At 42.2% G+C, this 25299-nt stretch carries 23 protein-coding genes; 9 read left to right on the forward strand and 14 right to left on the reverse strand.

Annotation, left to right across the window (positions count from 1 at the left end; genetic code table 11):
- Positions 1-75 precede the first annotated feature (75 nt).
- Together SWP_RS17635 and SWP_RS17640 are read left to right on the forward strand one after the other, a co-directional pair.
- Positions 76-453 (forward strand): BlaI/MecI/CopY family transcriptional regulator, encoded by a 378-nt coding sequence (locus SWP_RS17635; RefSeq protein WP_044556059.1) that lies wholly within the window; start codon positions 76-78, stop codon positions 451-453.
- Complete coding sequence (locus SWP_RS17640; RefSeq protein ID WP_020913961.1) at positions 450-1646, forward strand: M56 family metallopeptidase; 1197 nt, start codon at positions 450-452, stop codon at positions 1644-1646. Before SWP_RS17635 ends, SWP_RS17640 begins: the two co-directional genes overlap by 4 nt.
- Before the next feature lie 180 nt (positions 1647-1826).
- Here the strand turns inward: SWP_RS17640 and aroG are convergent, their stop codons facing one another.
- From aroG to SWP_RS17665, 5 genes are all read right to left on the reverse strand, one after another.
- Positions 1827-2876, reverse strand: a complete 1050-nt coding sequence (gene aroG / locus SWP_RS17645) for a 3-deoxy-7-phosphoheptulonate synthase AroG (protein WP_020913962.1) — start codon at positions 2874-2876, stop codon at positions 1827-1829.
- Between the two features lie 426 nt (positions 2877-3302).
- The gene (locus SWP_RS17650; protein ID WP_228371078.1) at positions 3303-4466 is read right to left on the reverse strand and encodes a tetratricopeptide repeat protein; all 1164 of its coding nucleotides are present in this window, start codon (positions 4464-4466) and stop codon (positions 3303-3305) included.
- Positions 4467-4587: 121 nt separating this feature from the next.
- Positions 4588-4914, reverse strand: a complete 327-nt coding sequence (locus SWP_RS17655) for a hypothetical protein (RefSeq protein WP_020913964.1) — start codon at positions 4912-4914, stop codon at positions 4588-4590.
- Between the two features lie 193 nt (positions 4915-5107).
- The gene (locus SWP_RS17660) at positions 5108-6358 is read right to left on the reverse strand and encodes an ammonium transporter (RefSeq protein WP_020913966.1); all 1251 of its coding nucleotides are present in this window, start codon (positions 6356-6358) and stop codon (positions 5108-5110) included.
- A gap of 12 nt (positions 6359-6370) precedes the next feature.
- Positions 6371-6709 (reverse strand): P-II family nitrogen regulator, encoded by a 339-nt coding sequence (locus tag SWP_RS17665; RefSeq protein ID WP_020913967.1) that lies wholly within the window; start codon positions 6707-6709, stop codon positions 6371-6373.
- A 258-nt stretch (positions 6710-6967) separates the two neighbouring features.
- On the opposite strand from SWP_RS17665, the gene SWP_RS17670 reads away from it, so the two are divergent.
- Positions 6968-7510 carry an isochorismatase family protein gene (locus tag SWP_RS17670; RefSeq protein ID WP_020913968.1) on the forward strand — a complete coding sequence of 181 codons (543 nt, stop codon included), beginning with the start codon at positions 6968-6970 and terminating at the stop codon, positions 7508-7510.
- A gap of 107 nt (positions 7511-7617) precedes the next feature.
- Here the strand turns inward: SWP_RS17670 and nrfA are convergent, their stop codons facing one another.
- Entirely contained in the window at positions 7618-9021 is a 1404-nt protein-coding gene (nrfA, locus tag SWP_RS17675) for an ammonia-forming nitrite reductase cytochrome c552 subunit (protein ID WP_020913969.1), read from the reverse strand.
- 238 nt (positions 9022-9259) lie between these two features.
- Between nrfA and narQ the strand changes: the two genes are divergently transcribed.
- Positions 9260-10963, forward strand: coding sequence for a nitrate/nitrite two-component system sensor histidine kinase NarQ (gene narQ / locus SWP_RS17680; protein WP_044556060.1), 1704 nt, complete (start codon positions 9260-9262; stop codon positions 10961-10963).
- Positions 10964-11050: 87 nt separating this feature from the next.
- Positions 11051-11680, forward strand: coding sequence for a response regulator (locus SWP_RS17685; RefSeq protein ID WP_020913972.1), 630 nt, complete (start codon positions 11051-11053; stop codon positions 11678-11680).
- Positions 11681-12180: 500 nt separating this feature from the next.
- Here SWP_RS17685 and SWP_RS17690 read toward each other — a convergent pair whose 3' ends face one another.
- Positions 12181-12558, reverse strand: a complete 378-nt coding sequence (locus tag SWP_RS17690) for a YacL family protein (RefSeq protein WP_044556061.1) — start codon at positions 12556-12558, stop codon at positions 12181-12183.
- A 233-nt stretch (positions 12559-12791) separates the two neighbouring features.
- On the opposite strand from SWP_RS17690, the gene SWP_RS17695 reads away from it, so the two are divergent.
- The 3 genes from SWP_RS17695 to SWP_RS17705 all read left to right on the forward strand — a co-directional run bounded on the left by SWP_RS17695 (position 12792) and on the right by SWP_RS17705 (position 17695).
- Complete coding sequence (locus SWP_RS17695; protein ID WP_020913974.1) at positions 12792-14249, forward strand: sigma-54 interaction domain-containing protein; 1458 nt, start codon at positions 12792-12794, stop codon at positions 14247-14249.
- 159 nt (positions 14250-14408) lie between these two features.
- Positions 14409-15842, forward strand: a complete 1434-nt coding sequence (ccoG, locus tag SWP_RS17700) for a cytochrome c oxidase accessory protein CcoG (protein WP_020913975.1) — start codon at positions 14409-14411, stop codon at positions 15840-15842.
- 254 nt (positions 15843-16096) lie between these two features.
- Complete coding sequence (locus tag SWP_RS17705) at positions 16097-17695, forward strand: long-chain-fatty-acid--CoA ligase (protein ID WP_020913976.1); 1599 nt, start codon at positions 16097-16099, stop codon at positions 17693-17695.
- A gap of 639 nt (positions 17696-18334) precedes the next feature.
- On the opposite strand, the gene SWP_RS17715 is transcribed toward SWP_RS17705, so the two are convergent.
- Together SWP_RS17715 and SWP_RS17720 are read right to left on the reverse strand one after the other, a co-directional pair.
- Positions 18335-18739: a hypothetical protein gene (locus SWP_RS17715; protein WP_020913977.1), complete on the reverse strand. Its 405-nt coding sequence runs from the start codon at positions 18737-18739 to the stop codon at positions 18335-18337.
- 127 nt (positions 18740-18866) lie between these two features.
- A complete protein-coding gene (locus SWP_RS17720) occupies positions 18867-19172 on the reverse strand; it encodes a hypothetical protein (protein WP_020913978.1) in 306 nt (101 codons plus the stop codon).
- 909 nt (positions 19173-20081) lie between these two features.
- On the opposite strand from SWP_RS17720, the gene SWP_RS24730 reads away from it, so the two are divergent.
- Positions 20082-20561 carry a type II secretion system protein gene (locus SWP_RS24730; RefSeq protein ID WP_020913980.1) on the forward strand — a complete coding sequence of 160 codons (480 nt, stop codon included), beginning with the start codon at positions 20082-20084 and terminating at the stop codon, positions 20559-20561.
- Between the two features lie 266 nt (positions 20562-20827).
- On the opposite strand, the gene SWP_RS17730 is transcribed toward SWP_RS24730, so the two are convergent.
- The 5 genes from SWP_RS17730 to hutZ form a co-directional block, all read right to left on the reverse strand.
- A complete protein-coding gene (locus tag SWP_RS17730) occupies positions 20828-21484 on the reverse strand; it encodes a hypothetical protein (RefSeq protein ID WP_020913981.1) in 657 nt (218 codons plus the stop codon).
- A 25-nt stretch (positions 21485-21509) separates the two neighbouring features.
- Positions 21510-21632, reverse strand: a complete 123-nt coding sequence (locus tag SWP_RS24650; RefSeq protein ID WP_020913982.1) for a hypothetical protein — start codon at positions 21630-21632, stop codon at positions 21510-21512.
- A gap of 392 nt (positions 21633-22024) precedes the next feature.
- Positions 22025-22537 carry a lipocalin family protein gene (locus tag SWP_RS17735; protein ID WP_020913983.1) on the reverse strand — a complete coding sequence of 171 codons (513 nt, stop codon included), beginning with the start codon at positions 22535-22537 and terminating at the stop codon, positions 22025-22027.
- A 178-nt stretch (positions 22538-22715) separates the two neighbouring features.
- Positions 22716-24596 (reverse strand): ABC transporter transmembrane domain-containing protein, encoded by a 1881-nt coding sequence (locus SWP_RS17740; RefSeq protein ID WP_020913984.1) that lies wholly within the window; start codon positions 24594-24596, stop codon positions 22716-22718.
- A 121-nt stretch (positions 24597-24717) separates the two neighbouring features.
- Positions 24718-25269 (reverse strand): heme utilization protein HutZ, encoded by a 552-nt coding sequence (hutZ, locus tag SWP_RS17745; protein WP_020913985.1) that lies wholly within the window; start codon positions 25267-25269, stop codon positions 24718-24720.
- Positions 25270-25299: the final 30 nt, after the last annotated feature.

Consider the following 25299-nt stretch of genomic DNA (forward strand, 5'->3'; position numbering starts at 1 on the left):
TTAACATTACAGCTTGCACATTATGATTACATCTGTAATCATAATCACATATTACAACTGTAATCGATGGTAATGATGAAAGAGATAAGTAATGCCGAGCTCAATGTACTCAATGTGCTTTGGCAAAAATCCCCAATAAGCGCCAGCGAAGTCGTAGCGCTTTTGGCTCAGAGTAATGACTGGCATGAAAAGACTGTTAAAACGCTGCTAAATAGACTTGTGAAAAAACAGGCTATCGGTTTTGAAAAACAGGGGCGTAGTTACTTATATCATCCATTGATCGATCAAAGTGATTATCAACTCAAAGAGAGTGAATCTTTTATCGAAAGACTCTTCTCTGGCAGGGTTGCACCACTGGTTGCAGGCTTTGCTCGTGAAAATAAGCTAAGTGCAAAAGATGTAGAGGAGTTACAGCAACTGATTGATACCTGGCAAGAGGAGAATAAGTCATGATCCTCTGGCTTCTTCAACAAACACTTTTGCTAAGTCTCGTTTGCAGCATACTCTTACTTAGCCATAGTCGATTGCAAAAACACCTAGGTGCGCACAAAACCTATGCTCTATGGATGCTTTTGCCGCTGATCTTACTAAGCTCACTGTTAGTCAATTACCTACCAACACAGCTTTTCCCCATTCAGTCCGATCAGATAGCTTACTACAGTGTTAAAGCTGGTAAGGTGATAAGCCAAAGCGAGTCTTCTTGGTATAGACAAACACTTATCTCCACTTGGTTGATTGGTTTTAGTTGTATGACTTTTGCCTTATTCCTGCAAAGCGCTTACCTACGCACATTGCTGCAGACTGCTATTAAAGTAAAAGGTTTAGCTTCATATCTGCCCACTTATAGCCACCCAAAAGTTCACAGTCCCATGTTAATTGGGATTATTAGCCCTAAGATCATTCTGCCACCTGATTTCGTCAGTCTAAGCCCATTAAAGCAGCGTGCCATTATTGCTCACGAACAATACCATCACAAAAGATTGGATCTGTTTTGTAATCTTTTAGCCTACGGGATCTTAGCCACATTTTGGTTTAACCCACTGTTTTGGCTAGCCTATAAACGCTTTAGAAATGATCAGGAGCTAGCTTGTGATGCCAAGGTGACAGCCACTCTCGATACTGCAGAAAAAATAGTTTATAGCAAAATGTTACTCGCTTACTCGCAACAGGCTAATCACGGTCTGTTACACACTCACTATGGAAATAAACACATACTCAAGGAGCGTATTATGCAAATGAAAACTCACCAAAAAGGCCAAAGTGGTCTAGCCGTTATCGGGCTGACAGTGGCACTTGGCTTAAGTAGCCTTTTACTAAACCAGCAAGTGTTAGCAGGAGATGATAAAAATCAGGATATTCATCCCGTGATTAGAATAGAACCCGTCTACCCTGCTGCGGCAGTTGAAGCTAACCAGAATGGATTTGTAGTGATGAAATTTGATATCACTCCCGCAGGTGAAGTGAACAATATTAAAGTGATCAAATCATCGCCAACGGCAGTGTTTGATGCATCAGCCATTAAAGCGTTAAAGCAGTGGCGTTATAGCGAGTCCAAAACTGGCGCAAAAGACTCACTAGTGCAGCTTGATTTTGTGGTTGAAGCTCCGGCTAGTGATATTGAGAAAATTCAGGTTAGCTCAAAGTAAACCCTAAGTTTATATTGAGATTAGAGCACGAACGATTAGATTGACGAAAAAGATAGACAGCAGTATTGCTGCGTTTATCAACAAAGAGCCTAGCTGCTCTTTTTGTCGTTATAAAAATCCATAAAAAAACCCGGTGCTAACACCAGGTTTCATTTTAACAAATAGCTTAGCGCTATCTTGTTATCGACGCTTGAGAATACTCTCGTTCAATACGCTCAGCATTGTCTCAGTGTCACCCCAGCCGATACATGCATCTGTTACACTCTGACCATAACAAAGTGATTGGCCTTCAACAGGATCCTGTCTACCTTCAACCAGATTACTTTCGACCATAACACCAAATATCGATGTTTCACCGGCGCTCAATTGGCCAGCCACATCATCGGCAACTGACATCTGCAGCGCAAACTGTTTACGGCTATTGGCATGGCTAAAGTCGATCATAATATTATTAGCAAGCCCTGCTTTTTCGAGCTGCTGATTGATCTCCGCCACATGCGCTGCACTGTAGTTAGGCTCTTTACCACCACGCAAAATGATATGACAATCAGGATTCCCCTTAGTTTCAACAATCGCTGAATGGCCAAATTTTGTCACCGAAAGGAAATGGTGTGGTGCGCTGGCTGCGCCAATGGCATCAATAGCGACTTTAATAGTGCCATCGGTACCATTCTTAAACCCTACAGGGCTTGAAAGACCAGAAGCTAACTCTCTATGCACTTGCGATTCAGTGGTGCGAGCGCCAATTGCGCCCCAACACATTAAGTCGGCAACATATTGCGGCGTGATCATATCTAAAAACTCACCAGCAGTTGGCAAGCCCATATCATTAAGATCAAGCAAAAGCTTGCGAGCTGTGCGCAAACCATCATTTAGCTTAAAGCTATTATCCATATTCGGATCGTTGATTAAGCCTTTCCAGCCAACTGTTGTGCGCGGCTTTTCAAAATAGACGCGCATAACAATCTCTAATTGATCTTTGTACTTCTCACGCAGCTCAACGAGACGTTTTCCGTACTCAACTGCTGCAACAGGATCATGAATAGAGCAAGGGCCGATAACCACTAAAAGGCGGTCATCCTTTTTTGCTAAGATATTATGGATGCTTTCACGCGCATTAAATACGGTCGCTGATGCGTTCTCTGTTGCCGGAAATCGCTCCAAAATTGCAATTGGAGGTAACAACTCTTTAATCTTATTAATTCGAACATCATCATTTTGGTAATACATGGTAATACTGCGCTCCGTCTAGCGTGTGAATTCTTATCTCTCGATTGCGATACTGCGTTCAATTTATCCAGTATCGCTTCACATTGCAATCAAGTAATTATAAATTACACAAAATAAACTTAACTACCTATTTTAAAAGGAATAATTAGAATGACTTTCACTATCTTTATTCTATATAAAGCCAATTAATTCCCACTAAACATCCTATAATGCTTTCAACTAACTAATAACGCGTTCAAATACTGCCGTGCACAAGTATACAAAATGTTACTCGTAGTTAGGATCGTGACAGTCGCTGCTGTAAAAATCAACGAAGATGGGCTGTTATGGTGGTTGGGCTGTCGGGGAGAACAGGCGTTATCCTATAAAAGACAAGCATTAGGTATCACTGCATATCGATAAAAACCGATGTCATTAGCAAGCAAGCTAATGACTTCTCATTGCATGAAGTTTTGATTGATAACGATGCTTATTGTTTAAGTCGTTGGTCAATGATAATGCCTTCTCCATGTTAACTTGAGCTCGACGTTCATCACCCGTAGCCCAATATGTTCTAGATAGACCAAAATAAAATTCATGACGGTAATCAGCCTTATCAATCGCTTTTTTATACCAGTTTAACGCGAGCTTATACTCTTTATCGAAGTAAGCTTGCTGTGCCATGCTGTAGTAATAATAGGGATTACGGATCCGAGCAAGCTCCATCACTTTGTGCACATCAGCCCACTCATCGAGCCTATTTTGCTCGCCAAGAATAATCGCATAGTTATACAGCGCATTCATATCATCAGGATCGATGGTTAACGCTAATTTGTACAAAGCCTCAGCCTCTTCAATCAGCCCCTTATACCGATATAGCACAGCTAGCGTATTAATCGCAGGTAAGAATTGATTATCCTGCTGCAAACTGAGCTTCAACAAGCCATACGCTTTATCATATTGTCCTTTTACCAAGGCTTCTGCGGCAACATTATTGTAATACATTGAGGCCACCATCGACTGACTCACTCGACGCTTGTCATAGCCTTGCATCGCTCGCTCAGGTAAAAAATCGATTTGAATTGCGCCGATAGAAAAATTAATACTGTTACGCTGCTCTTGAGGCAGTAACTTAAGGTTAATATGACCATTTACAAGATAAAATCCCCCTTGTTTATCCCAAACAGGCGGAACGTCAATCTCTTGGAATTGGACAGTTACATCTAGCTCATCGGCTATAGCGGCGGTTAATAGCACTAGAGATAAACAGTTCCCTTCTCTGTCATTGAAGGTTTCGCTAGCAGAGCGGGTCAAGTTATCGGCATAACGAAACCCTCCATCTTGAGCGTTAATATAGTTTGCTAACCATTTGTGGACTAAAATATTATTCGATTTAGACAACTTGGCTCTATTAAAATCCTTGCGAACTTTTCTAAGGTCGTTATCTGATAAATAAAATAGACTCTCGGCCGCTGGAAGCTCGGGGATCGCATGGAAGTGCTCATCATGATAATAGCTTTCAAGTGCATACTGTTTGCTTGGTTCAGAGGTCGAAGTACAAGCTTGCAGCAGAAAAAGAAATGATAATAGGCTTATAGAAACACTCTTCATAACACTCTCAACACAAGAAACCTTACCTATAAGCATAGTCGGTATGGCTTATTCTCTTTGCTAAAAACGTTACAAATCGTAAATCAAATGCATGAGCTCATTAGTCAATAACTAACATCTATCACTGCGATGTTATGGGAGACGGTTTATCTATTTCGATATAAAGTTGTTTATCTTGGTAACTATAAGGCCGATAAAATTGAGAACCACAAGTGAAATAGCGATAGGGTACCGCAATAGGTAAACAGCCTATCGGCAGCGCTTGTAGGATCTGAATTTGTCGTTGAAACCTAAGTGATTGTTGCCAATCATGCTCTAAAAGCACTTGGTCACGAACAGCAAAAGCATCAAATGGTTCACTGGATTTACGCACCACCACTTGACCCGATACAGCGCTAAAACTACTAAAGCACAACAATAGTAAACTGGTATTTATGATTTTTTTCATTAATCCATCACCAAGTAATACCTAAGATAAAGTTAACCCCATCCTATACTTAACGCTCCTGCAGATCCATTGGCCAAATATTATCTCCGCTCTTTTTTATCGCCTGTAACCAACTGGTTCTCGACACTTCAAGAAAACCTTTCCCCATAAAAAAGCAGAGCCTAAGCTCTGCTTTTTCCATCTCTATGAATAATTAGCTACCACTTTTTACTGAAACAAACTCAGGGTATGCATCGATGCCACAGTCTGAAGCATCCATACCATTATACTCTTCCTCTTCCGTAACACGGATCCCCATGGTTGCTTTAAGGCCAAGCCAAACAACAGTAGAAGCGAGGAACACCCAAGCAAATATCACCGCTGCGCCATAAAGCTGAGTGATAAAAGATGCATCTGCATTAGATACCGGTACTAACATTAAGCCTAATAGCCCAGCCACACCGTGTACCGAGATAGCCCCAACTGGATCATCTATTTTAACTCGGTCAAAGGCAACAATCGAAAACACCACCACGCCGCCAGCAACAATACCAATAACTCCAGCCATGGCTAGCGATGGCGATAATGGATCCGCCGTAATTGCCACCAATCCCGCTAATGCACCATTTAAAATCATGGTCAAATCTGCTTTCCCCCAAATGAGTCGACATACTATTAAGGCTGATATCGCACCAAACGCTGCTGCTGAGTTGGTGTTGACAAATATCTTTGCCACAGCACTTGCATTCTCAGCGTCCGATACCAATAACTGCGAACCGCCATTAAAGCCAAACCAACCCATCCACAATATAAACATACCTAAGGTTGCCATAGGTAAGTTGGAGCCCGGGATAGGATTCACTTGCCCGTTTGCACCATACTTACCTTTTCGAGCACCGAGTAACAGTACTCCCGAAATAGCCGCTGCTGCACCAGCCATGTGCACAATGCCACTTCCAGCGAAATCAACAAAACCCGCTTCAGATAAGAAGCCGCCGCCCCAAGTCCAGTAGCCTTCAACAGGGTAAATAACGGCAGTCATAAACACTGAAAATGCCAAGAATGCCCACAGTTTCATACGCTCAGCGACAGCACCAGACACTATCGACATGGCAGTTGCCACAAATACCACTTGGAAGAAGAAATCAGACTCAAGCGCATGATCTGCACCATCCGCTTGTGAACCAATCAGAGAACCAAATGAGGGTAACCATCCACCTTCACCGTTATCTACATACATAATGTTGTAACCAACGATTAGATACATTACACATGCGATTGAATATAAGCAGACGTTCTTAGTTAAAATTTCAGTGGTGTTTTTTGAGCGAACAAGTCCCGCTTCTAACATGGCAAAACCTGCCGCCATCCACATCACTAGCGCACCGGAGATCAAAAAATAAAAAGTATCCAGAGCAAAACGTAGCTCAGTTACTGTTAATCCAAGTTTAGTTAAATCGTCCATTTCCCTACCCCTTTAAAGTGCTTCGTTATCGAGTTCGCCAGTTCTTATCCTGGTTGCTTGCTCTAAGTTGGTAACGAAAATTTTGCCATCACCAATCTTGCCAGTACGGGCTGCACCGGTAATCGCTTCCACTAGCATTTCTACATTTTCCGCTTTGGTTGCTATTTCGAGTTTAACTTTTGGCAGAAAATCAACTTGGTACTCTGCACCTCGATAAAGCTCTGTATGGCCTTTTTGACGACCAAAGCCTTTAACTTCTGTCACTGTCATCCCTTCAATACCGACACTGGCGATAGCTTCTCTTACATCATCTAACTTAAACGGCTTAATAATGGCACTGACCAATTTCATGGCTATCTCCCTGAGACTATTTTAATTCTAATAAAGACAATTCAAGCATCAGGCCAAAAATACAAAACCATTAAAAACATACAGATAGCCTTTCACAGCCATTAAAATATAAATATAAATGCACCAATCGGGTGCATTTATGCAATAACTGCACTGCCATAAGGCACAGTCATTACGGCTTAGACTTATCGCCTATTGGCTACAACGCGGATTTGAGTTGTACTAGTGCAAATAATCCACAAGTACCAAGGACCTTGAATGTTGAAACCCGAAGATTGCGTATTAGTTGTTGTGGACGTGCAAGGGCAACTCGCACGAGTGATGCATCAAAGTGAAGCACTACACCAAAAACTGACCATATTGATAAAAGGGGTACAGTTATTCGACATACCGATTTTATGGCTAGAGCAACTTCCGGATAAGCTTGGTGCGACAACTGACGTACTCGCCACAGAGTTGATACGAACCACAGAGCCAATTGCAAAGCAGCACTTTAGTGGCTGGCAATGCCCTAAATTCAGAGCAAAGCTTTCCGCTATGGGACAGAAACATATATTGGTCGCAGGGATAGAAACTCATGTTTGTGTCTATCAGACCTGTATGGACCTTCTCGACAATGCTTACCCGACACACTTAATCGTCGATGCCATGTCTTCGAGAACACCTGAGAATAAACAGTTAGGTATAGAGATGATGCAGGAACATGGGGCGCTAAAAACAAATGTAGAATCATTGCTATTCGAATTACAGCATGAAGCAATAGGCGAACGCTTTAAAGCATTATTAGCGTTAATTAAGTAGCGGTGTTTAACAGAAGGCTAAACAATTTTTGACGCATAAAAAAAGCCCTCATAATGAGGGCTTTCTACAATAGAGCTATGCAGAGAAAACTTAGCTATATATAGCTGTTACTTGTAAGTCGCTTCACGCTTTTCAGCTTCAGCATCCCACTTAGGTAACATAGTTTTCTTGAATTCAGCTTTATCAGCATTCATCTTCTTCATGTCCATACCTAGAGCTGCTTGAGCTTTAGCTTTGGTAGAAGTGTCTGGGTAAGCAATTGGTTGCTTAACACCTTTAGCAGCAAGTAGTTGAGCAAGCTTGATGCGAGCATCAGCAGCTTTGTCTACCGCAGTACCTAGTACACGAAGAGCTTCATCTGCAGCGTGAGCAGCAACACCGTGTGATGCAGTTGCATAATCCCAGCGCCATTGTGAATGACGGATATCCATAAGGATAGGCTTCATTTCGGCTTCAGTTGCACCAGCATCCCAAGCAGCTTTTGCTTCGAAGTGAGCTTTAACTAGCTGAGTTTCAGCACGCTCTTTAAGGTCAGCAACTTTATGCTTACGCTCTTCAGTTAGGTTAACCATGAACTCTTTGCTTTGCTCGTGACAAGTAGCACAAGTCTCTTCAAAGCGATCGAATGGGTTACCCACTTTATGGTCAGTAAACTTACGGCCTTCAGCATTCTTAACTTTAGGCATGTGACAGTCAGTACAACTTACGTTGTTCTTACCGTGTACACCTAACTGCCAAGTTTCATAACCAGGGTGCTGTGCTTTCAGCATTGGTGTTTTAGAAACGGCGTGAGTCCAATCAGAGAATTCGATGTTGTCATAGTAGACTTCCATCTGCTCAACTGTAGTGCCGTTATCCCAAGGGAACTTAACGAAACCTTTCTTATCTTTAGTCTTCTCGAAGTAGTACTCGACGTGACACTGACCACAAACCATTGATTGCTTGTCTTTGCGAGAAGCTTTATCAAATGGAGTGCCTAGTGTTTCCATAGCACGCTCGCCAAATGGACGAGAGATACGTAGCTTCGACTTACCTTTTTCGTGACAATCAGAACACCCTAGAACATTGACAATTTCAGGACCGCCTTTAGCCCACTTGCCAGTGAAATAACCATCTTCACCTTGTTCTTCGATCATACGAGGTACGTCTGGGCTCTTACAAGACCAACATGCCATTGGCATTGGACCATCTTCAGCTGAAGTTGGTGCGCCAGTACGAAGCGTGTTACGTACGTCTGTAACGGCGTACATGTGGCCACGAGGAGCGTTATAGTCTTTAGCAAAACCGTAACCAGCCCAAAGGACAACTAAGCTTGGTACTTCTTCAAGCATATCGACAATTTCTTTGCTTTCTGAAGTGTCATGCCAGCTATCGTATTGCTTTGAAAATTTATCTTTGTAAATTTCGTTACGTGGTTCAGTTTTATCACTTGCGAATGCGCTGCCAGCTAGTAAGCTTGCAGCGACCATTGCACTTACTGCAAAAGTCTTTTTAGTTAATGTTCTCACCATCTCATCTCCATGTTACTTTATAATCTTTATTACCCACCTATTACGAGAGTGAAGTTAGTCTCTAATCCCGAACAAAAACATACCCCTTATGGGGTATCCGCAGTGAAACTTGCGTTAGATCAACATGTGAACGTGTTGTTGCTCACATTTCTAGGTTTTTGTTAATGTATTCAACTATCCACTAATATAGAACTGCTATAAACGAATAGCACATAAACCCAATAATTGAGAGTTTTTAATGAAAAAAGGCAGACTTACATCGGCAATATGGGGATTCATGCTAACGCTAATTTTACTCTCTAGCGGACTGGCCATTTTTGCCATTGTTAATCTCTCATATAGTTTGGGCGACGCTAGAGCAATTAATGCATCGGGTTCACTTCGAATGCAGAGTTATCGGCTTATGTTTTATGCTAATTCTGGCAGTGAGTCTGCAGAAGAAAAAATTGCAGAGTTTGAAAACACACTAGATTCTCAAGCACTTAGAGCCTCACTCACTTGGTATACACCCAAAGAGCTTAAACAAAAATACTTAGCCGTCATCGATAAATGGCAAGTTATGCGCTATTACATTGAGTCGGAGAACTCTCGGCTATACGCGGCTGCACTAAAAGACTTTGTCGATACCATTGATCTTTTTGTATTAGAAACTGAACAACATGCAGCCTTCAAACTTAAATTACTGGCCATAAGTCAAATAACCGGTTTAGCTATAATGTTGCTTATTGCCTTTGTCACAGTCAGAATAGCTAAACGCAAAGTTGTTAAACCACTGCAACAATTGATGCAGGCTGCAGATACAATTTCACAAGGTAATTTTAATGTAGATATGCCTAAAACAGAGTATATCGAATTGAGTGCATTAAGCAGTGCCCTCGATACCACAGTAAAAAAACTTGCCAGTGTGTATCAGGGACTCGAGTCTCAAGTTCAAGAGAAAACGATTGCCCTTACTCGCGCTAATAACGAATTAAAATTACTCTACGATAATGTGGTGATGTTACATTCTAGTAAATTAGACATTAGTACATTAACTGATGCAATCAATCAGCTGCAGAGCCATAACCCCGATATCAACTTAAGGTTAGTGATAGTTGAAGATGAACAAGTGCAATATATTCTCGACGCACAAGGTGAATGGCCGCGTGATGTTAAAAGCACGCAAAAGTTTGCCCTGAAGTTTGAGCAAAATAACCTAGGCTATTTAGAGGTGATCTCAAAACAGCCCTTCTCAACGGCGCTATATAGTAACTTTGCCATCATGCTTGCCCGCTCTATGGTTATCCATAATGCTGGAGAGCAAAGGCAGCAATTAGCGTTAATGGAGGAACGTGGCGTCATTGCTCGTGAGTTACATGATTCATTAGGCCAGTTACTGTCATTTTTAAAGATCCAAGTAAACCTATTGTCCAAAGAGTTAGACAAAACCTCTAAGAGCCCCCGAGCAGCTGAACAGTTACAGGAAATCAATGAAGGAGTTAATACCGCCTATGTTCAGCTTAGGGAGTTATTATCAACCTTTAGACTAACCATTAAAGACCCCAACCTGGGCCATGCTATAGAAGCGATGATCGAACAACTTCGTGGCCAAACTGATGCCGAAATAACCTTAGACTACAAGCTTCCGGTACAATTACTTGGTGCACATCAACATATCCACATTCTTCAGCTCACCCGAGAAGCGACGCTCAATGCTGTTAAACACGCCAAGGCGAAGCATATTCATATTAGCTGTCAGAAGATCAGTGACGAAAAAGTGATCATCGATATCAGTGATGATGGCGTAGGTATCGAAAAGCTCAAAGAAAGAGACCAACATTTTGGCTTAGGGATCATGCATGAGCGCGCCAGTCGCCTCTCAGGTGTGGTAGAATTTAATCAAAATGAGGAAGGTGGCGCCACGGTGTCCTTAACTTTCCCGCCTCAACAAGAACCAGTATAAAACTATTAGCTTATAGAACAGGTTCATAAGGCATAGCAGATGCATATTTTAACGAATTACAAATTTACCTCAGCAGGAGGCCTTTAAATGGGTAAGCCTTATTCAGTACTCGTTATTGACGATCATCCACTATTACGTCGTGGGATCTGTCAGCTTATTACTTCAGACTCAGATTTCACTCTGTTCGGTGAAGCAGGAAGTGGCCTAGATGCGCTTTCAGCCGTTGCTGAAAATGAACCCGATATCGTATTACTCGATTTAAATATGAAAGGGATGACAGGCCTAGATACCCTTAATGCACTGCGGCAAGAAGGGGTCACCTCGCGTATTGTCATTTTAACTGTTTCCGATGCTAAGCAGGATGTGATTAGGCTTGTAAGAGCGGGCGCTGATGGTTACCTGCTAAAGGATACTGAGCCAGATCTACTACTCGATATGCTTAAAAATGCCATGCTTGGACACCGTATTATTAGCGATAATGTAAAAGAGTATTTGTCAGAGCTAAATAGTTCGGTCAACGAACAGGAATGGATTGAAAACCTAACGCCAAGAGAGCTTGAAATTCTGCAACACCTCGCAGAAGGCCAAAGCAACCGCGTCGTTGCAGAGCAACTGCACATTAGTGAAGGTACAGTTAAGGTACATGTGAAGAACTTATTGCGTAAAGCAAACGCAAAATCTCGTACAGAGATGGCAGTAAGATACCTTAACCAGTAATTATTTACCCAAAACTCAATAATAAAAGGCAGCCTAGGCTGCCTTTTTCAATCCGCAAGTAATACCAATTGCATTAAAAGTTTGACCATTCAGCGGGAATTCAAAACGCTGTAGGCAAGTAGTGGAATTTGAGCCAATAGTTATTCTCGGCTCTGGCATCCTGCTTCGCTCTCGATAATTGCTCCTGCATTATTCTACCTTCGACCATCCTTGGTCTCGTACCTCCTAAATCTGACCGCCAAGGAGGGCCGAAATGTCTTATTTTGTATGGAACAAAATAGACCATTTAGTCGTATATCCAAATCCCATAGCGAAGCATACAGCGTTTGCCAATTTGTTTAACCTCAGCCGCACTACGTGAGCCCCTCAGTCTTTCCACTTCTGCTTTGCATTGGCTTAAAAGGGAATAACCATTTCTTTACCAATGCGCTTTGAATTGAAAAGGCTGAGGGGCTCTGAAATGGCCAAATACTTAATGCAATTGGTATAACATAAGTCATCTAGCGTTCATCTAAAAATTCGCGCCAATTAATCAATACCTCGTAAAAATCTTCTAGCCCGCAAAAAGCTTCTGACTCACCATCATAAAATGACATAGATTCATCCATTTCAACATCATCGCTGTCACCTTCTGCGATATTATTAGCAAAGACCCTAGCCTGCTCACGATCTAACTCAATAGAAAGTGCCTTCCCAACTAGACGCCAATCACTTAATTGGCTAGCTTGCAGTTTTGCAATCTGTTGACAGATCTCAACATACTTACCAGCATCATCACCCAACTCTTCTGACAACCAGAATCCTAGTGCTTCATGATCCATACTAAACCGCGCAAAAGCAGTGCCGGTTACCGTATTGCGCAAAAAATCGTATTCCATAATCAGGCTCAAACTTAAGTAAAGACTCAACTGATACCATTTTAACTTAATATATGCCTAGCTGCCCTGTTCAATTATCTTTTCATCACTAATAAAGACGAGTCACCAGCAAATATTCACTTAGACAATAATCTTACACTTACCTCGATCAATAGAGTCACGTTATGTCGTGACTTAACTCTTTAGCGTATACTTATGCTGGATTGCTCACCTTATATCGCGATAGGAAGACCATGACAGCTATCAATCTGCAACAAAAAACCACACACGCAGACTTTCTGCCAGAAAACCAATTGATATTGAATGCCGTCAGTGAAGGGATCTACGGCTTTGATCTCGAGGGCAATGCGGTGTTCATCAATCCAGCCGCTGAAAAAATGACTGGCTGGAAAAACCAAGAGCTACTAGGCAAAAATATTCATGACTGCCATCACCATAGCCACAACGATGGAAGCCACTATCCCCAAGAAGACTGTCCTATCTATAGCACCCTTAAGGATGGCGTTGCACGTGAAATAAGCCATGAAGTGTTTTGGCGAAAAGATGGTTCGAGTTTTCCAGTGCATTACACTTCAACCGCCGTATATAAAGATGGTGTGATGATGGGGGTAGTCGCGATATTTCGTGACATCAGTATTCAAAAGCAAACTGAGCAATCTTTAAGGCAAGCGTTAGAGCAGGTTCAGGCGTTGTCGGAAAAACTATCTTTCGAAAATCAATACCTACAGCTAGAGCTTGCCGACAGAACTGGGGATGTAGGAATATCAGGTAGCAGCAATCAAATATCTCAGTTAATCCAACAGATAAAACTGGTGGCAAACACAGAGAGCACCGTACTCATTAGTGGCGAAAACGGCACAGGTAAAGAGTTGGTTGCGCGTAATCTACACCGTTTAAGTAACCGCTCCGACAAACCGTTAGTGAGTGTTAACTGCGCCGCATTTTCAGCAGCATTGCTAGAAAGTGAACTGTTTGGTCATGAAAAAGGCGCTTATACTGGAGCGACAAGCCGACGCAAGGGGCGATTTGAACTGGCTAACAATGGCACGCTGTTTCTCGATGAAGTCGCTGAGCTAACCCTTGAAGCTCAGTCGAAGTTACTACGCGTGATCCAAGAGCAAGAGTTCGAGCGAGTAGGCAGTAGCCAAACGATAAAGGTGGATATTAGATTGATTACTGCGACTCACCATGACCTACTCAAACGGGTCGAACAGGGATTGTTTAGAATGGATCTATACTACCGCCTCAATGTCTTTCCAATCATCGTACCGCCACTGCGTAATCGATTATCTGATATTCCAGAACTAGTCAGTCACTTAATTCAAGAACTTAATAGAAAGCTCGGTAAAAAAATCAGCAAAGTGAGCCAACGCGGCATGCAAAAGCTCATCAAACACAGTTGGCCTGGCAATGTACGTGAGCTGCAAAATGTCCTTGAAAGGGAAATGATTTTATCAAATGGCCCCGTACTAGAGTTTGGCCAGTTAACCACTGAATCACAAACGCAAACATCAAGCAGCAGCGGGACTAAGCAAACATTAGCTGAAATAGAAAAAGCCCACATATTAAAGATATTAAAGCAGAACCAATGGCGGATCTCTGGTGTAACTGGGGCTGCGGCAATACTCGGTATGCCACCTAGCACTTTGCGCTCTCGAATGAGCAAGCTGGGTATTAGCCGTCCCATTTAATTGCCTAAAAGCTCACGATATATCGTTACTTATCGATATATCGTGACAGGAATAGGTAGCAAAAGGAGTGAACACCTTGTTAATCAACAACTTAAAACATGGTCTAATGCTTGCTAAATAGACGCTGAGTGAACAATGTCAGTGTCTATAGAGAAGCCAATGTTAAATAGCAATAGTAACAGCAGTGCAGTAGAGAACAGCAACGTGGCTAAGAGCCGCCCACTAACAAGTCAGCGTATTCCTATAAAGCAGATCGACAGCCAAACCAGTGGCAAGATCCATATTCGCCAGCAAAAGGGATACTTTCAACGCATTAGAACCGGAATGAATAGTCTTCTAGTAGCGCTATTTTTCCTACTGCCTTTTATCTCCTATCAAGGCAGACAAGCTATCTTATTCAATATTAGTGAGCAGCAGTTTATCTTTTTTGGCACCACTTTATGGCCGCAAGACTTTACTATTCTCGCTTGGATATTTATTGCAGCCGCTTTCCTTCTATTTTTTGCCACGGTATTTTGGGGCAGAGTTTGGTGTGGATACTTATGCCCACAAACCGCTTGGACATTTATGTTCGTTTGGATTGAAGAGCGTATAGAGGGCAGTAGCAACAAACGTTTGGCGCTAGACAAGGCGCCAATGAGCTTAAAAAAGGCAAGCAAACGCATCAGTAAACACTTAGCTTGGGGCGCTATTGCTCTACTTACCGGCTGTGGTTTTATCGCTTACTTTATTCCTGCTCGAGAACTGTATTTAGACATTTTGACTTTCGAAGCCAGCTTTTGGATCGCCACCTGGGTATGGTTCTTCGCGATTTGTACCTACTTAAATGCAGGTTGGATGCGCGAACAGATGTGCCTACATTGCTGCCCGTACGCACGCTTTCAGTCTGTGATGTTTGATGCTAATACCAAGACAGTCACCTATGATGCCAGCCGTGGCGAAAGCCGTGGTCCACGCAAACGCAAACAAGAGACTGACTTAGGTGACTGCGTAGACTGTAACCTGTGTGTGGATGTTTGCCCAACAGGCATTGATATTCGTAACGGCCTACAGTATGAATGCATCAACTGTGGTGCCTGCGTCGATGCCTGTAATCAAACCATGGAGAAGTTCGGTTATAAAACTAACCTCATCAGCTATGCCAGCGAAAATGAGCTAGTCGATAAAGCTGTGCCTTTTTACGAGTCCTATAAATTCCTAGGCTATGGTATCGCCGCATTGATCATGCTTGCAGTGATTGGATTTGATATTAGTAGCCGCTCAGCCATTGAGCTTAATGTTATTCGCGATCGACAAACCCTTTACCGTGAAACGCTCACCGATGCTATCGAGAATAGTTTTACCTTAAAGATCCGCAATAAAACTCAACAGGCACGTCACTATCAAATATACGTATCGGGTAATAACAGCTACCAACTCGCAGGCAAATCACGAGTATTAATTGAGGCTGGCGAACAGCTGGATTACCCAGTAACGGTGTCAGCCGATCTCAACGCGCTTGATAAAAGCCGCAATGAAATAACCTTTGTGGTCGCCGAACAACACAGCCATAGTCAGGTGGCGCAAAACTCCAGCTTCTTTAGCCCGATTTAAACTCCAGCCTTCACTTCAAGCAATGAAAGGTAATGCGCGATTTGCATTACCTTTCATTTATATTGCCTCCGCCGCCAAGTAGAGTAAAAAGTCTAATCCTAACAATGCGATACTCCGCTTTAGTTTGATTTTTGCTGAAACAATTTATTTCACCGCTGACCATTGACCTTGGAGGGATATTCGCACTAATCTAAACACCTGTTTGATTTTTACCAATCCATAATAATTAGAAACTGGCTAACTAAGGTATCTCCATGGCATATGATTCAGACTCGACACTAGACCTTTCACGCTACGCATCGCTTAATGATCTGATAGAGCTTGCTAGTGCAAGATATAGTGATAAAGCCGCGTACTCCTGCTTAGGCCACGAGACAACCTTCAACGAAATTAACCACTACTCACGTCAATTTGCCGCTTATCTGCAGCAAGAGACCAATCTAGTGCAAGGTGACAGAGTCGCGATTCAACTGCCCAACATTACCCAATTTGTGATTGCCGCTTACGGTGCAATCAAGGCTGGCATGGTGTTAGTTAACACTAACCCACTCTACACCCAACGTGAACTTATCCACCAGTTCAATGACTCAGGCGCAAAAGCCTTAGTCGTGTTATCAGACTTACTACCGACGTTAACCGAAGTGGTCGCTAACACGGGCATTGAAACCGTTATCTCAACCCATGCGATGGACTTAATTGCACCGCAGCCGCAACCAGAAGTGCCATTTGCAACCGTACCTTTTTGTGATGTGCTCTCGGCAGGAGAGAAGCTTACCTATGCGCCGGTCATTAGTGTTTCTGGCCAAATCGCCGCGCTGCAATATACGGGCGGTACCACTGGCCTATCAAAAGGCGCAATGCTGACTCATGGCAATCTACTCGCCAATGCAATGCAGATAAAATCCCGCTTAGGCGATAGGTTAGTGGAAGGGGAAGAGATATTTGTCGCACCGCTCCCTGTGTACCACATCTACGCCTTTATGGTGAATTTGGTGCTCTACTATGAACGCGGCGGCTGCTCAGTACTTATTCCCAACCCACGTGATATTTCAGGATTAATATCCACCTTAGGACAATATCCTTTTACTGGCTTTGCAGGGCTCAATACTCTATTTGTTGGCCTCTGTCATCAGCCCGAGTTTAAAGCATTAGATTTTAGCCATCTAAAGGTCACTATCTCAGGTGGCACAGCACTTACCCAGGCCGCCGCCAGTATTTGGCAGCAAACTACTGGCTGCACTATCTCAGAAGGTTATGGATTATCAGAAACCTCCCCAGTAGTTTCACTCAATGCCCCAGGACTTGAGCAACTCGGTACCATAGGTAAACCCGTTCTTGGTACTCAAGTTAAGATCCTAGATATGGATGATAATGAAGTGCCTATCGGTGAAACAGGCGAACTTGCCGTCTTTGGCCCACAAGTGATGTTAGGTTATTGGAATAATCCCGATGAAACCGCCAAGGTGATGACCAGTGATGGTTACTTTAAAACTGGCGATATTGCCCTAGCGACAGACGACGGTTACCACAAAATTGTTGATCGCAAAAAAGACATGATAATCGTTTCAGGCTTTAACGTTTACCCTAATGAAGTCGAAGATGTGTTATCTAACCATGAAGCCGTACTCGAATGCGCCGTCATCGGTGTCGAAGATGAGCGCAGCGGCGAAGCAGTAAAAGCGGTTATCGTTCTCAGTGACAGCAATATAGAACACGAGCAAGCAAAGGCAATGGTCGACAAGTACTGCCGTGAACAACTCACGGCATATAAAGTCCCTAAGATCATCAGCTTTGTTGACGCCCTACCTAAATCAACCGTAGGGAAAATTCTGCGCAGAGAGCTGCGTAAGTAATAGATTTGAGTTAAGTTTTAGAGCAAAAGCAAAGGGAGCCAACGGCTCCCTTTTCGTATTTACTGCTTTATCGTCTTCCCCCTAATATCTGCAGGAAAATCAATTACGAGAATAAAGCCGTCGCAAATTAATTGGGCAGCCAATGTGCTATTAATCAAGTTTCTCGCTACATGTATAACAGTAGTCTGTTGGCAAGCGATACTTAAAAAAACCAAGCATTATTTGATGCTTTCCACAGTTTGGACAAGCGTAAACAATCGCCTTTAGTATCAAAAAAGCCCCAAGCGTCATACCTATTATATAAAAAGGGTTCATATAGAATGTGAGTTCGACAGGAATCACTTGGAACATTAAAGTGACAATGACATAGATAATCATCAGCAACTTGAATTTTCTAGCTCTGGTCATGATCTTGCCTTAGTGGGTAAATTTACGCTCATGAGTGACAACCTATTGCTGATTGAAAGTAATCTAACCGCAACTCCTTGCTTCTCTAGTTGGGTTATGTGGCCAACAATTGTTATATGCATATGCCACATGATACTTACCATTACCATCTAAGCTATCGCACTTTACTTTATATGGTTTCCCCTGCCCTGAGTCATTCGAAATAACTATATGGCTCATCGCCAAAGACAGTTAACTTTCCCTAGAACTGATACTCGCAAGCCTATTGATAGAAAACATGAACGCCAAAATAACAACGGAGCTCATAAACCAACCGAACACTTCTACTTTTGCAGATTGCAGCCAACGATTAACATCGACATTGAACGGCAATATAAAATCAGAATCCGATACCCCAAGGGCTAATGCGGATATTAACGCTAAAATAATAAACAAGAATTCAGCATGGCATTTAAAATGTAAAAACAACTTTTGCAAACACACGCAGATTAGCAGCGCAAAGACAAAACTCACCACACTAATCGCTTTTAAAGTAACAATAACACTCCAACCTGCCAGCTCAAAGGTAAGCCAACAAAAGTAGATACCTAATAAAATAACAATTAAACCGAGACGTCTTTTTACCTTAGTATGCATACGGTATTCCCTCAAATAACGGCTTCACCACATTAAGCACATCCTAAATCTGAAAGCTGCCAATAGTGAAATGAGCTTAATTATCATCAATAAAGCTTGAGACCAAGAGCTATTTTACGAATACCTGCTAACTACCAAGCTTCACTTTCAGCAATTTTACAAGCAAGTCAATTCGCTTATTGATTCTATAGATATCAGAAAAGGCTATTCCAGTTACACCGATCATATACATGGCTAAAAATACGAAGTCTGGGTCATCTTTCGTTGCTGGAATAAAAAACATATAAAAGTAAGTTAAACCTAAAATGCAAAGAAAATTTAAAAAAGTGACAAAAGGATTAGGTTTTAGCTTCTCAAGTTGTTCCGATATTTTTGCAACCCCAACAGCTTCAGTCATTTTCTCGAATACATCCATTTGGTTTTTATCATCCATAACAAAACTCCATAGCGTTAACCTTTCCACTCATTCATACACAGTCGCTACACTTAACAAAACGGCAGCAATCCAATCTAGCATTGCTATACAAAGACAGTAAACCGCTTATTTTTCATCATAGTTTAAGCAACACGTAAGTTTTAGCCGAGTCAATAAATCAAAAATAAGCCCAACACTCTACAGCTGGCGGTGTACAAAACAGTTAAACGCGTAGTTCGCAAATTATGTCCACTTTTCAATTTCAACTAACCCGCATAAATGGAGAAAGCCTCATGCTCAATATGGCTCAAAAAGAGTCTTAAAACCTGAGTTCTCAGTCTTAACAACTCCCCGCCTACAAAGTCCCTAGAGTCATTAACTTTGTTGATGCCAACCCAAGTCAACCGTCGGTAAGATCTTGCGTAGAGAGTTACGTAAATAGCTCAAGTTTAAGCTAAGTTGTTGAGCCAATACTAAGGGAGCCTATGACTTCCTTAGTAGTATTAATATCAAACTCCACCATTCAATATTAAGTGTCCTTTCTCGGGTTAATGTATAATAACAATCGTCGTGATAACTCCCGATCTTGTTAAAAAACTCGATAACATCGCTATAATTTTTGATTGTATAATAACTACTTACCGAAATTCCGCACCTTGTTCTCAAGCGTTTTCCCTGCGCTATTTCTGATCACCTATTTACTTTGATTACTATGAAACCCTGCTAGCTAAATTGAAGCTTTAAACTAGAACATTCGACAAGCTCACTGTTTCGCATAAAGAGTCACAGCGGCTCGAAATTATCACTTAGCTGAATAATTTTCATCGATTTTCCAGCAAATTATGTTGACTAGAACTTAACACAGCTTAATATTTTACGCTTAAAAACGACTAGTAATCAGACAATTAGGATGTTACGGAATTAATCATGGAAAAAAATGGCTTCACACTGATTGAACTGGTTGTTGTTATTATAATTTTAGGTATTTTAGCCGTAACAGCAGCACCTAGGTTTATTGACTTGGGCAGCGATGCTAGAAAGTCAGTCATGCAGTCTCTGCAAGGTAGTTTAAGCGACGCTGTTAAGATGTCGCATGCAAAAGCACTAATATCAAACAAAATGGATTCCAGTGACAGCTTTATCATTAGTGGAAAACACTATGGCTTACGTTATGGTTACCCTGACTTTGTGATCTATGGCGATGGCTCTACCAGTGATAAAGCACTCGCAGTAAACAGTTTGATAGAGTTAGATAGCGACGCTGACATTACCTATGACGATAGTTACTCACCAGCCGTATTCGAATACTCTTCAGCACCAACACCTGAGCGCTGCCGAGTAAAATACTTTCGAGCAGCAAGCCTAACTTCACCCGCAGTTATAGAAACAGATTTCAGTGGTTGTTAAGACATCATCAGCGATAGAATCATGTTGACTCATAGCATGTAAAATACCAAGCTGACGTTAGCTAAAACTTGTCACTGGCAGCAGCTAGTATGCTGTTATGTCAGTAACAATCTAAGTGGTTCTGAGTTAAGTTTTAAGTTTCACTAGTTAATACGATAAAGGGAGCCAATGGCTCCCTTTATCGTATCATTGCCTTTCTATTTTACAGCTGCTATCTCTTCAAATCAGCCGTACTGCCTACCTTTATTTGTTTTATTTTTAAGTGACTACAACCCCAGTTCTTTTATCGAGGTTGTGTCATAGAATTGAAACTGAATAGCACAATTATTTTTTATCATTTTACGCCAAACTTCGATGTAGCTTTTTGCACTTTCGGTATTCCAAAATAATTCTGAAGACTTCAAGTATTCTAGAACTGCATCATTATGACCTTGTTGATATAAAACCCTTATTAAAGTCTTATCAGGACCGAAGCTACCTAATACGGGGGACCCATTTGTATTAGTTGAATCGAGTAAATAACCAATTGCTGCTTCTTCATCTCCTTCATTCAATGCTATCCAACCTCGTGCAATATTAACTAAGTGTGGTATATCACCTGACTTAATATAAAAAGGCATATCCTCCTGAATCAATTCAATTCTATTGATGTTTTTTAATGCGACTTCTTTAGAGTCAAATCTTGCACTGAGAACAATGTTCGAATTTAAAAAGCGCCTTTTTTCTGATAGTCCCATATTTTCGTATGGACTATCATCTAGTTCATTCAACGCCTTGTCATAATGTTCTTTATAGGATTTTTCATAGAACGCTAACCTTTTGGCTACGTAAGCTTTGTATTGTGGATCCTCACAGCCAGAGTATTTACCTGCAAATGCAGGTAGAGACAGTAAAACTAAAAAAACTATTATAGTGAACTTCATTTGATATTAACTTCCATGTCGACAACTAGAGTAAAAATAAAACCTCTTTATAGTTATGCGCTCTGCTGCCTGCAAAGGCATAAGCTGCTTGTTGAGCAAGCTCAAACCTAGCACTACTAAGTAATTGCAGTAAAGGCTTATTTCTCATGTTGCAACCAATCCCCCCATAATATCAACCGGAGAAAAAGAGCTCTAAATAATTAGAGTAAACCTTAGATTTGCTTAACCGCCAGGATTTCATCCCTGAAACCGAAGGCCTCAATCGCATCTATAGATGGGGTGAAAAAGCATGATCATTTAGCATTCTACTTATCCATTGGGAAACACGAAAAATCAACGATAAATTCAATCTTACAGTTAAAACCTATTTTCCCCGTTGCAGCTTTCGTTTTTCAGAAACTTCGCAGGAACACTAAGGAATTGCCAAGGGTTGCAAGCACATTGCCCCTTGGCTCTGCTCTTGATTACGAGAATGGGCTAAGCGCCACTACTTTTACTTTTCAAACAAAGCGGAATAATTGCGTGACTTCACGAGAGAGCCTACGACTGACTAACCCAAATAATCTCATCCATCGCAAACCCTAACTCTTTAGCTTGCTTGATAAACTGCTGTTTAAGCTCCTCACTTACCTCTGGCGTTCTAGATAAAAACCACAGGTAATCGCGGTTGTAACTGGTGATAAAAGCGTACTGATAGCCCACTTTATCCAATTCATACACCACATAAGAGCCGTAAAATGGCCCAAAGAACGATACCTTTAAGTGGCCAATGTTAGTCTCATCAACAAAGAAAGCTTTGCCATCGGCGCTATTCCATGTTTTCTCGTCGGTTTTAAAACCACGATTAGTGACCTTAACACCGCCATCTTCACGCATCTCATAATTAGCGGTCACTTGTGTCATACCACGCTCAAAACTATGGTCGAGCCTAGCGATCTCATACCAAGTGCCGAGGTACTTAGGTAACTCAAAATCATCGACCGGTTGAATACCTTTTGGTAGGCCGGTACAAGCTGACAAAAACAACATCGATAACACTAAGAAAAACCGCATAGATAAGCCCTTAAGAGAATAATAGTCAACGACTATGATTCAATACGTTAACGACTAGAGTATGGTTCACTATGACCGCAAGTTTAATCTTAATACGTTTAGTATTAACCTGCGACTTGGCTTTCAAAGTAAAAAAGGGCGAGATAACTCGCCCTTTATAAACCATACAATGACACGGTTAACTCGTTGGCGCGGTAAGGTCTTCAGTTAATAGCTGTAAACTGGCAAATTCTCGATAAAGCTCACTGCTTTGCATTAACTCATTATGGGTGCCACTAGCAACCAACAGGCCTTTATCCAACACTAAGATCCTATCGGCATTAATGACTGTTGATAGGCGATGGGCAATGATTAACGTTGTTTTGTTTACCATCAAGCTATCAAGCGCTTGCTTAACCTTTTGCTCACTGATTGCGTCCAGTGCACTGGTCGCTTCATCAAGCAATAAGATTGGCCTATCCGCTAATATCGCTCGCGCAATGGCGATTCGCTGCTTTTGTCCGCCAGATAAACGCACGCCTCGTTCACCGAGGTAGGTGTGGTAACCATCGCTAAATTCAGTAATAAACTCATCGGCTCTGGCTGCAATGCAAGCTTGCTTCACCTCAGCCTCAGTTGCATCAAGGCGGCCATAACGTACGTTTTCAAGTACGCTGCTAGCAAAAATCACTGACTCTTGTGGTACTAATGCATATTGCTGCCTGAGGGTTTGCGGACACAGCTTGGAGATATCAACGCCGTCTAGCTCAATGCTGCCGCTGTTAAGCACATAAAAGCGCTGCAGTAATTCAAATAAGGTACTTTTACCTGCCCCGCTAGCACCTACAAGGGCTACCCGCTCTGCAGGGTTAATGTGAATATCAAGCCCACGGATCACATCATCTTCGCCTTGCTCTTCTATGCCACCTTCACGAATATTACTGTAAGCAAATCGAACCTGTTTTAACGCCAGTTCACCTTTAACCACCTCAGGTAAGGATAATGGCTCTGCAATAGTGGGAATATCTATCGGCGTTTCAACTAGCTCAATCAACCTTTCAGTAGCGCCAGCAGCTCGTTGTATTTCGCCAATCACCTCACTGATTGTTGCCACTGAACCCGCCACCATCACCGCATAGAACATAAAGGCGGATAGCTCGCCCCCGGTGATACTGCCATTCATTACATCATGTGCTCCCACCCAAGTGACTAATGCTATAGCTAAAATACTTAAAAACATCACTAGCGAAATAAGGATAGAGCGATACTTGATACGCCCTTTGGCAGCCTCCATAACTGATTCAACACGCTCACCAAACAGCGCGCGGTCTCTATCTTCATGAGAATAAGCTTGTACTGTGTGGATCTCATGCAAGGTTTCATCGACATAAGCGCCCAAGTCACCGACTTTGTCTTGGCTTTTACGAGATAAATCACGCACCTTACGGCCAAAAAAGAAGATTGGCCCCAGCACCATAGGTACCGCCAATAACACCAGTCCAGTCATTTTAAGGCTGGTGATAGCCATCATGACGATGCCGCCAATCACAGTTACGCTAGCTCTCAGTGCCATAGACAAACTTTGTCCAACCACTGACTGCAGCAATGTTGAGTCAGCCGTAAAGCGTGAGATCACTTCGCCGGTTCTTAGTTTGGCGTAGAAACCAGGCGATAACTTCAGTAGGTGATCATAAACTTTAAGCCGAATATCGGCGCTCACTCGCTCGCCTAACCAAGTCATCAGATAGAAGCGGCAAAATATCGCGCTACTGCTTAATGCGGTAATCCCGATAACCAACAAAATGATTTCATTAAGACGCGAACTATTGTCTTGCAAAAAACCCTCGTCAACCATCAAACGGACACCTTGCCCGAGTGAAAGCCAGGCTAAAGAGCCGATAAATAGGAAGATAATCGCAGCGATGACTCTCCCTCTATAAGGTTTCAAAAAAGCACCAATCCATGGTAAAACAGCGCGGCGACTAACCGAAGATGTGACGCTGGCAGTTTCTAGCGGCGCCTTATTGGGCGCGGTTGTCTCAGAGGTTCCGCTGGAGACAGAGGATGCTTGTTGGCTCAATGCAGTGTCCTAAATTTGAATGTAAACAAGATTAGAATAACAAAACCCGCTGAGTAGCGGGTAATGATTGTGTGAAAGAGTGCAAACAGCTTGATTTGATTAAGCTGCTATATGATTGGGATTAAGATATTGCTGTGTCAGCAAGCTCCGCTTTTGGTGTGCCATGATGACCATCGCGTTTCCAATCGACATCAAGCAGTTCCGCTCCTGATAGGCTAAATGCCTGACCAAAGCCTTTAACATAGAGCCCTTGATGGGGATTAAGCTTGAACAGGTTGAAATCGGTTAGACTGGCGAGGTTATCAATCATCTCACCAAAGCGGCCAGAGAGTGCCGCCACCCCTTTTATAAAAGTTTCGCTTTCACGTTCGACCAATTCAGCAGTGGCATCAAAGGTTAAGCGCTTACGGGCGAAAACACTCTTGGATTCATTTTCGTCTTCAACCAGCATCACAGACAAGATATTTGAGGCTTTTAGGTTAGTGCCGTGACGAGCAAGCTCACTGACTAAAATGTAAAAGCCATCATCGGCCAATGCGAATGGTGCATAGCTTGCGTTTGGAATACCACTAGCATCTTGTGTTGCAAGCTGCAGGGTTGAACGAGCACGCTTAAACTCTTCAATCTCTGGCAGTAGTTTGTCTCTTAATCTTTGCTCTTTTTCAGTCGTCATTGCGCTATTCTCTTATTTTAATTTGTAGCC

The organism is Shewanella piezotolerans WP3, from assembly GCF_000014885.1.
GTDB lineage: Bacteria > Pseudomonadota > Gammaproteobacteria > Enterobacterales > Shewanellaceae > Shewanella > Shewanella piezotolerans.

Bases quoted from the DNA above. Each gene is read 5' to 3' on its own strand.
- SWP_RS17635 (WP_044556059.1), top strand. From the start codon at position 76: ATGAAAGAGATAAGTAATGCCGAGCTCAATGTACTCAATGTGCTTTGG.
- SWP_RS17640 (WP_020913961.1), top strand. From the start codon at position 450: ATGATCCTCTGGCTTCTTCAACAAACACTTTTGCTAAGTCTCGTTTGC.
- aroG (WP_020913962.1), bottom strand. From the start codon at position 2,876: ATGTATTACCAAAATGATGATGTTCGAATTAATAAGATTAAAGAGTTG.
- SWP_RS17650 (WP_228371078.1), bottom strand. From the start codon at position 4,466: ATGAAGAGTGTTTCTATAAGCCTATTATCATTTCTTTTTCTGCTGCAA.
- SWP_RS17655 (WP_020913964.1), bottom strand. From the start codon at position 4,914: ATGAAAAAAATCATAAATACCAGTTTACTATTGTTGTGCTTTAGTAGT.
- SWP_RS17660 (WP_020913966.1), bottom strand. From the start codon at position 6,358: ATGGACGATTTAACTAAACTTGGATTAACAGTAACTGAGCTACGTTTT.
- SWP_RS17665 (WP_020913967.1), bottom strand. From the start codon at position 6,709: ATGAAATTGGTCAGTGCCATTATTAAGCCGTTTAAGTTAGATGATGTA.
- SWP_RS17670 (WP_020913968.1), top strand. From the start codon at position 6,968: ATGTTGAAACCCGAAGATTGCGTATTAGTTGTTGTGGACGTGCAAGGG.
- nrfA (WP_020913969.1), bottom strand. From the start codon at position 9,021: ATGGTGAGAACATTAACTAAAAAGACTTTTGCAGTAAGTGCAATGGTC.
- narQ (WP_044556060.1), top strand. From the start codon at position 9,260: ATGAAAAAAGGCAGACTTACATCGGCAATATGGGGATTCATGCTAACG.
- SWP_RS17685 (WP_020913972.1), top strand. From the start codon at position 11,051: ATGGGTAAGCCTTATTCAGTACTCGTTATTGACGATCATCCACTATTA.
- SWP_RS17690 (WP_044556061.1), bottom strand. From the start codon at position 12,558: ATGGAATACGATTTTTTGCGCAATACGGTAACCGGCACTGCTTTTGCG.
- SWP_RS17695 (WP_020913974.1), top strand. From the start codon at position 12,792: ATGACAGCTATCAATCTGCAACAAAAAACCACACACGCAGACTTTCTG.
- ccoG (WP_020913975.1), top strand. From the start codon at position 14,409: ATGTTAAATAGCAATAGTAACAGCAGTGCAGTAGAGAACAGCAACGTG.
- SWP_RS17705 (WP_020913976.1), top strand. From the start codon at position 16,097: ATGGCATATGATTCAGACTCGACACTAGACCTTTCACGCTACGCATCG.
- SWP_RS17715 (WP_020913977.1), bottom strand. From the start codon at position 18,739: ATGCATACTAAGGTAAAAAGACGTCTCGGTTTAATTGTTATTTTATTA.
- SWP_RS17720 (WP_020913978.1), bottom strand. From the start codon at position 19,172: ATGGATGATAAAAACCAAATGGATGTATTCGAGAAAATGACTGAAGCT.
- SWP_RS24730 (WP_020913980.1), top strand. From the start codon at position 20,082: ATGGAAAAAAATGGCTTCACACTGATTGAACTGGTTGTTGTTATTATA.
- SWP_RS17730 (WP_020913981.1), bottom strand. From the start codon at position 21,484: ATGAAGTTCACTATAATAGTTTTTTTAGTTTTACTGTCTCTACCTGCA.
- SWP_RS24650 (WP_020913982.1), bottom strand. From the start codon at position 21,632: ATGAGAAATAAGCCTTTACTGCAATTACTTAGTAGTGCTAGGTTTGAG.
- SWP_RS17735 (WP_020913983.1), bottom strand. From the start codon at position 22,537: ATGCGGTTTTTCTTAGTGTTATCGATGTTGTTTTTGTCAGCTTGTACC.
- hutZ (WP_020913985.1), bottom strand. From the start codon at position 25,269: ATGACGACTGAAAAAGAGCAAAGATTAAGAGACAAACTACTGCCAGAG.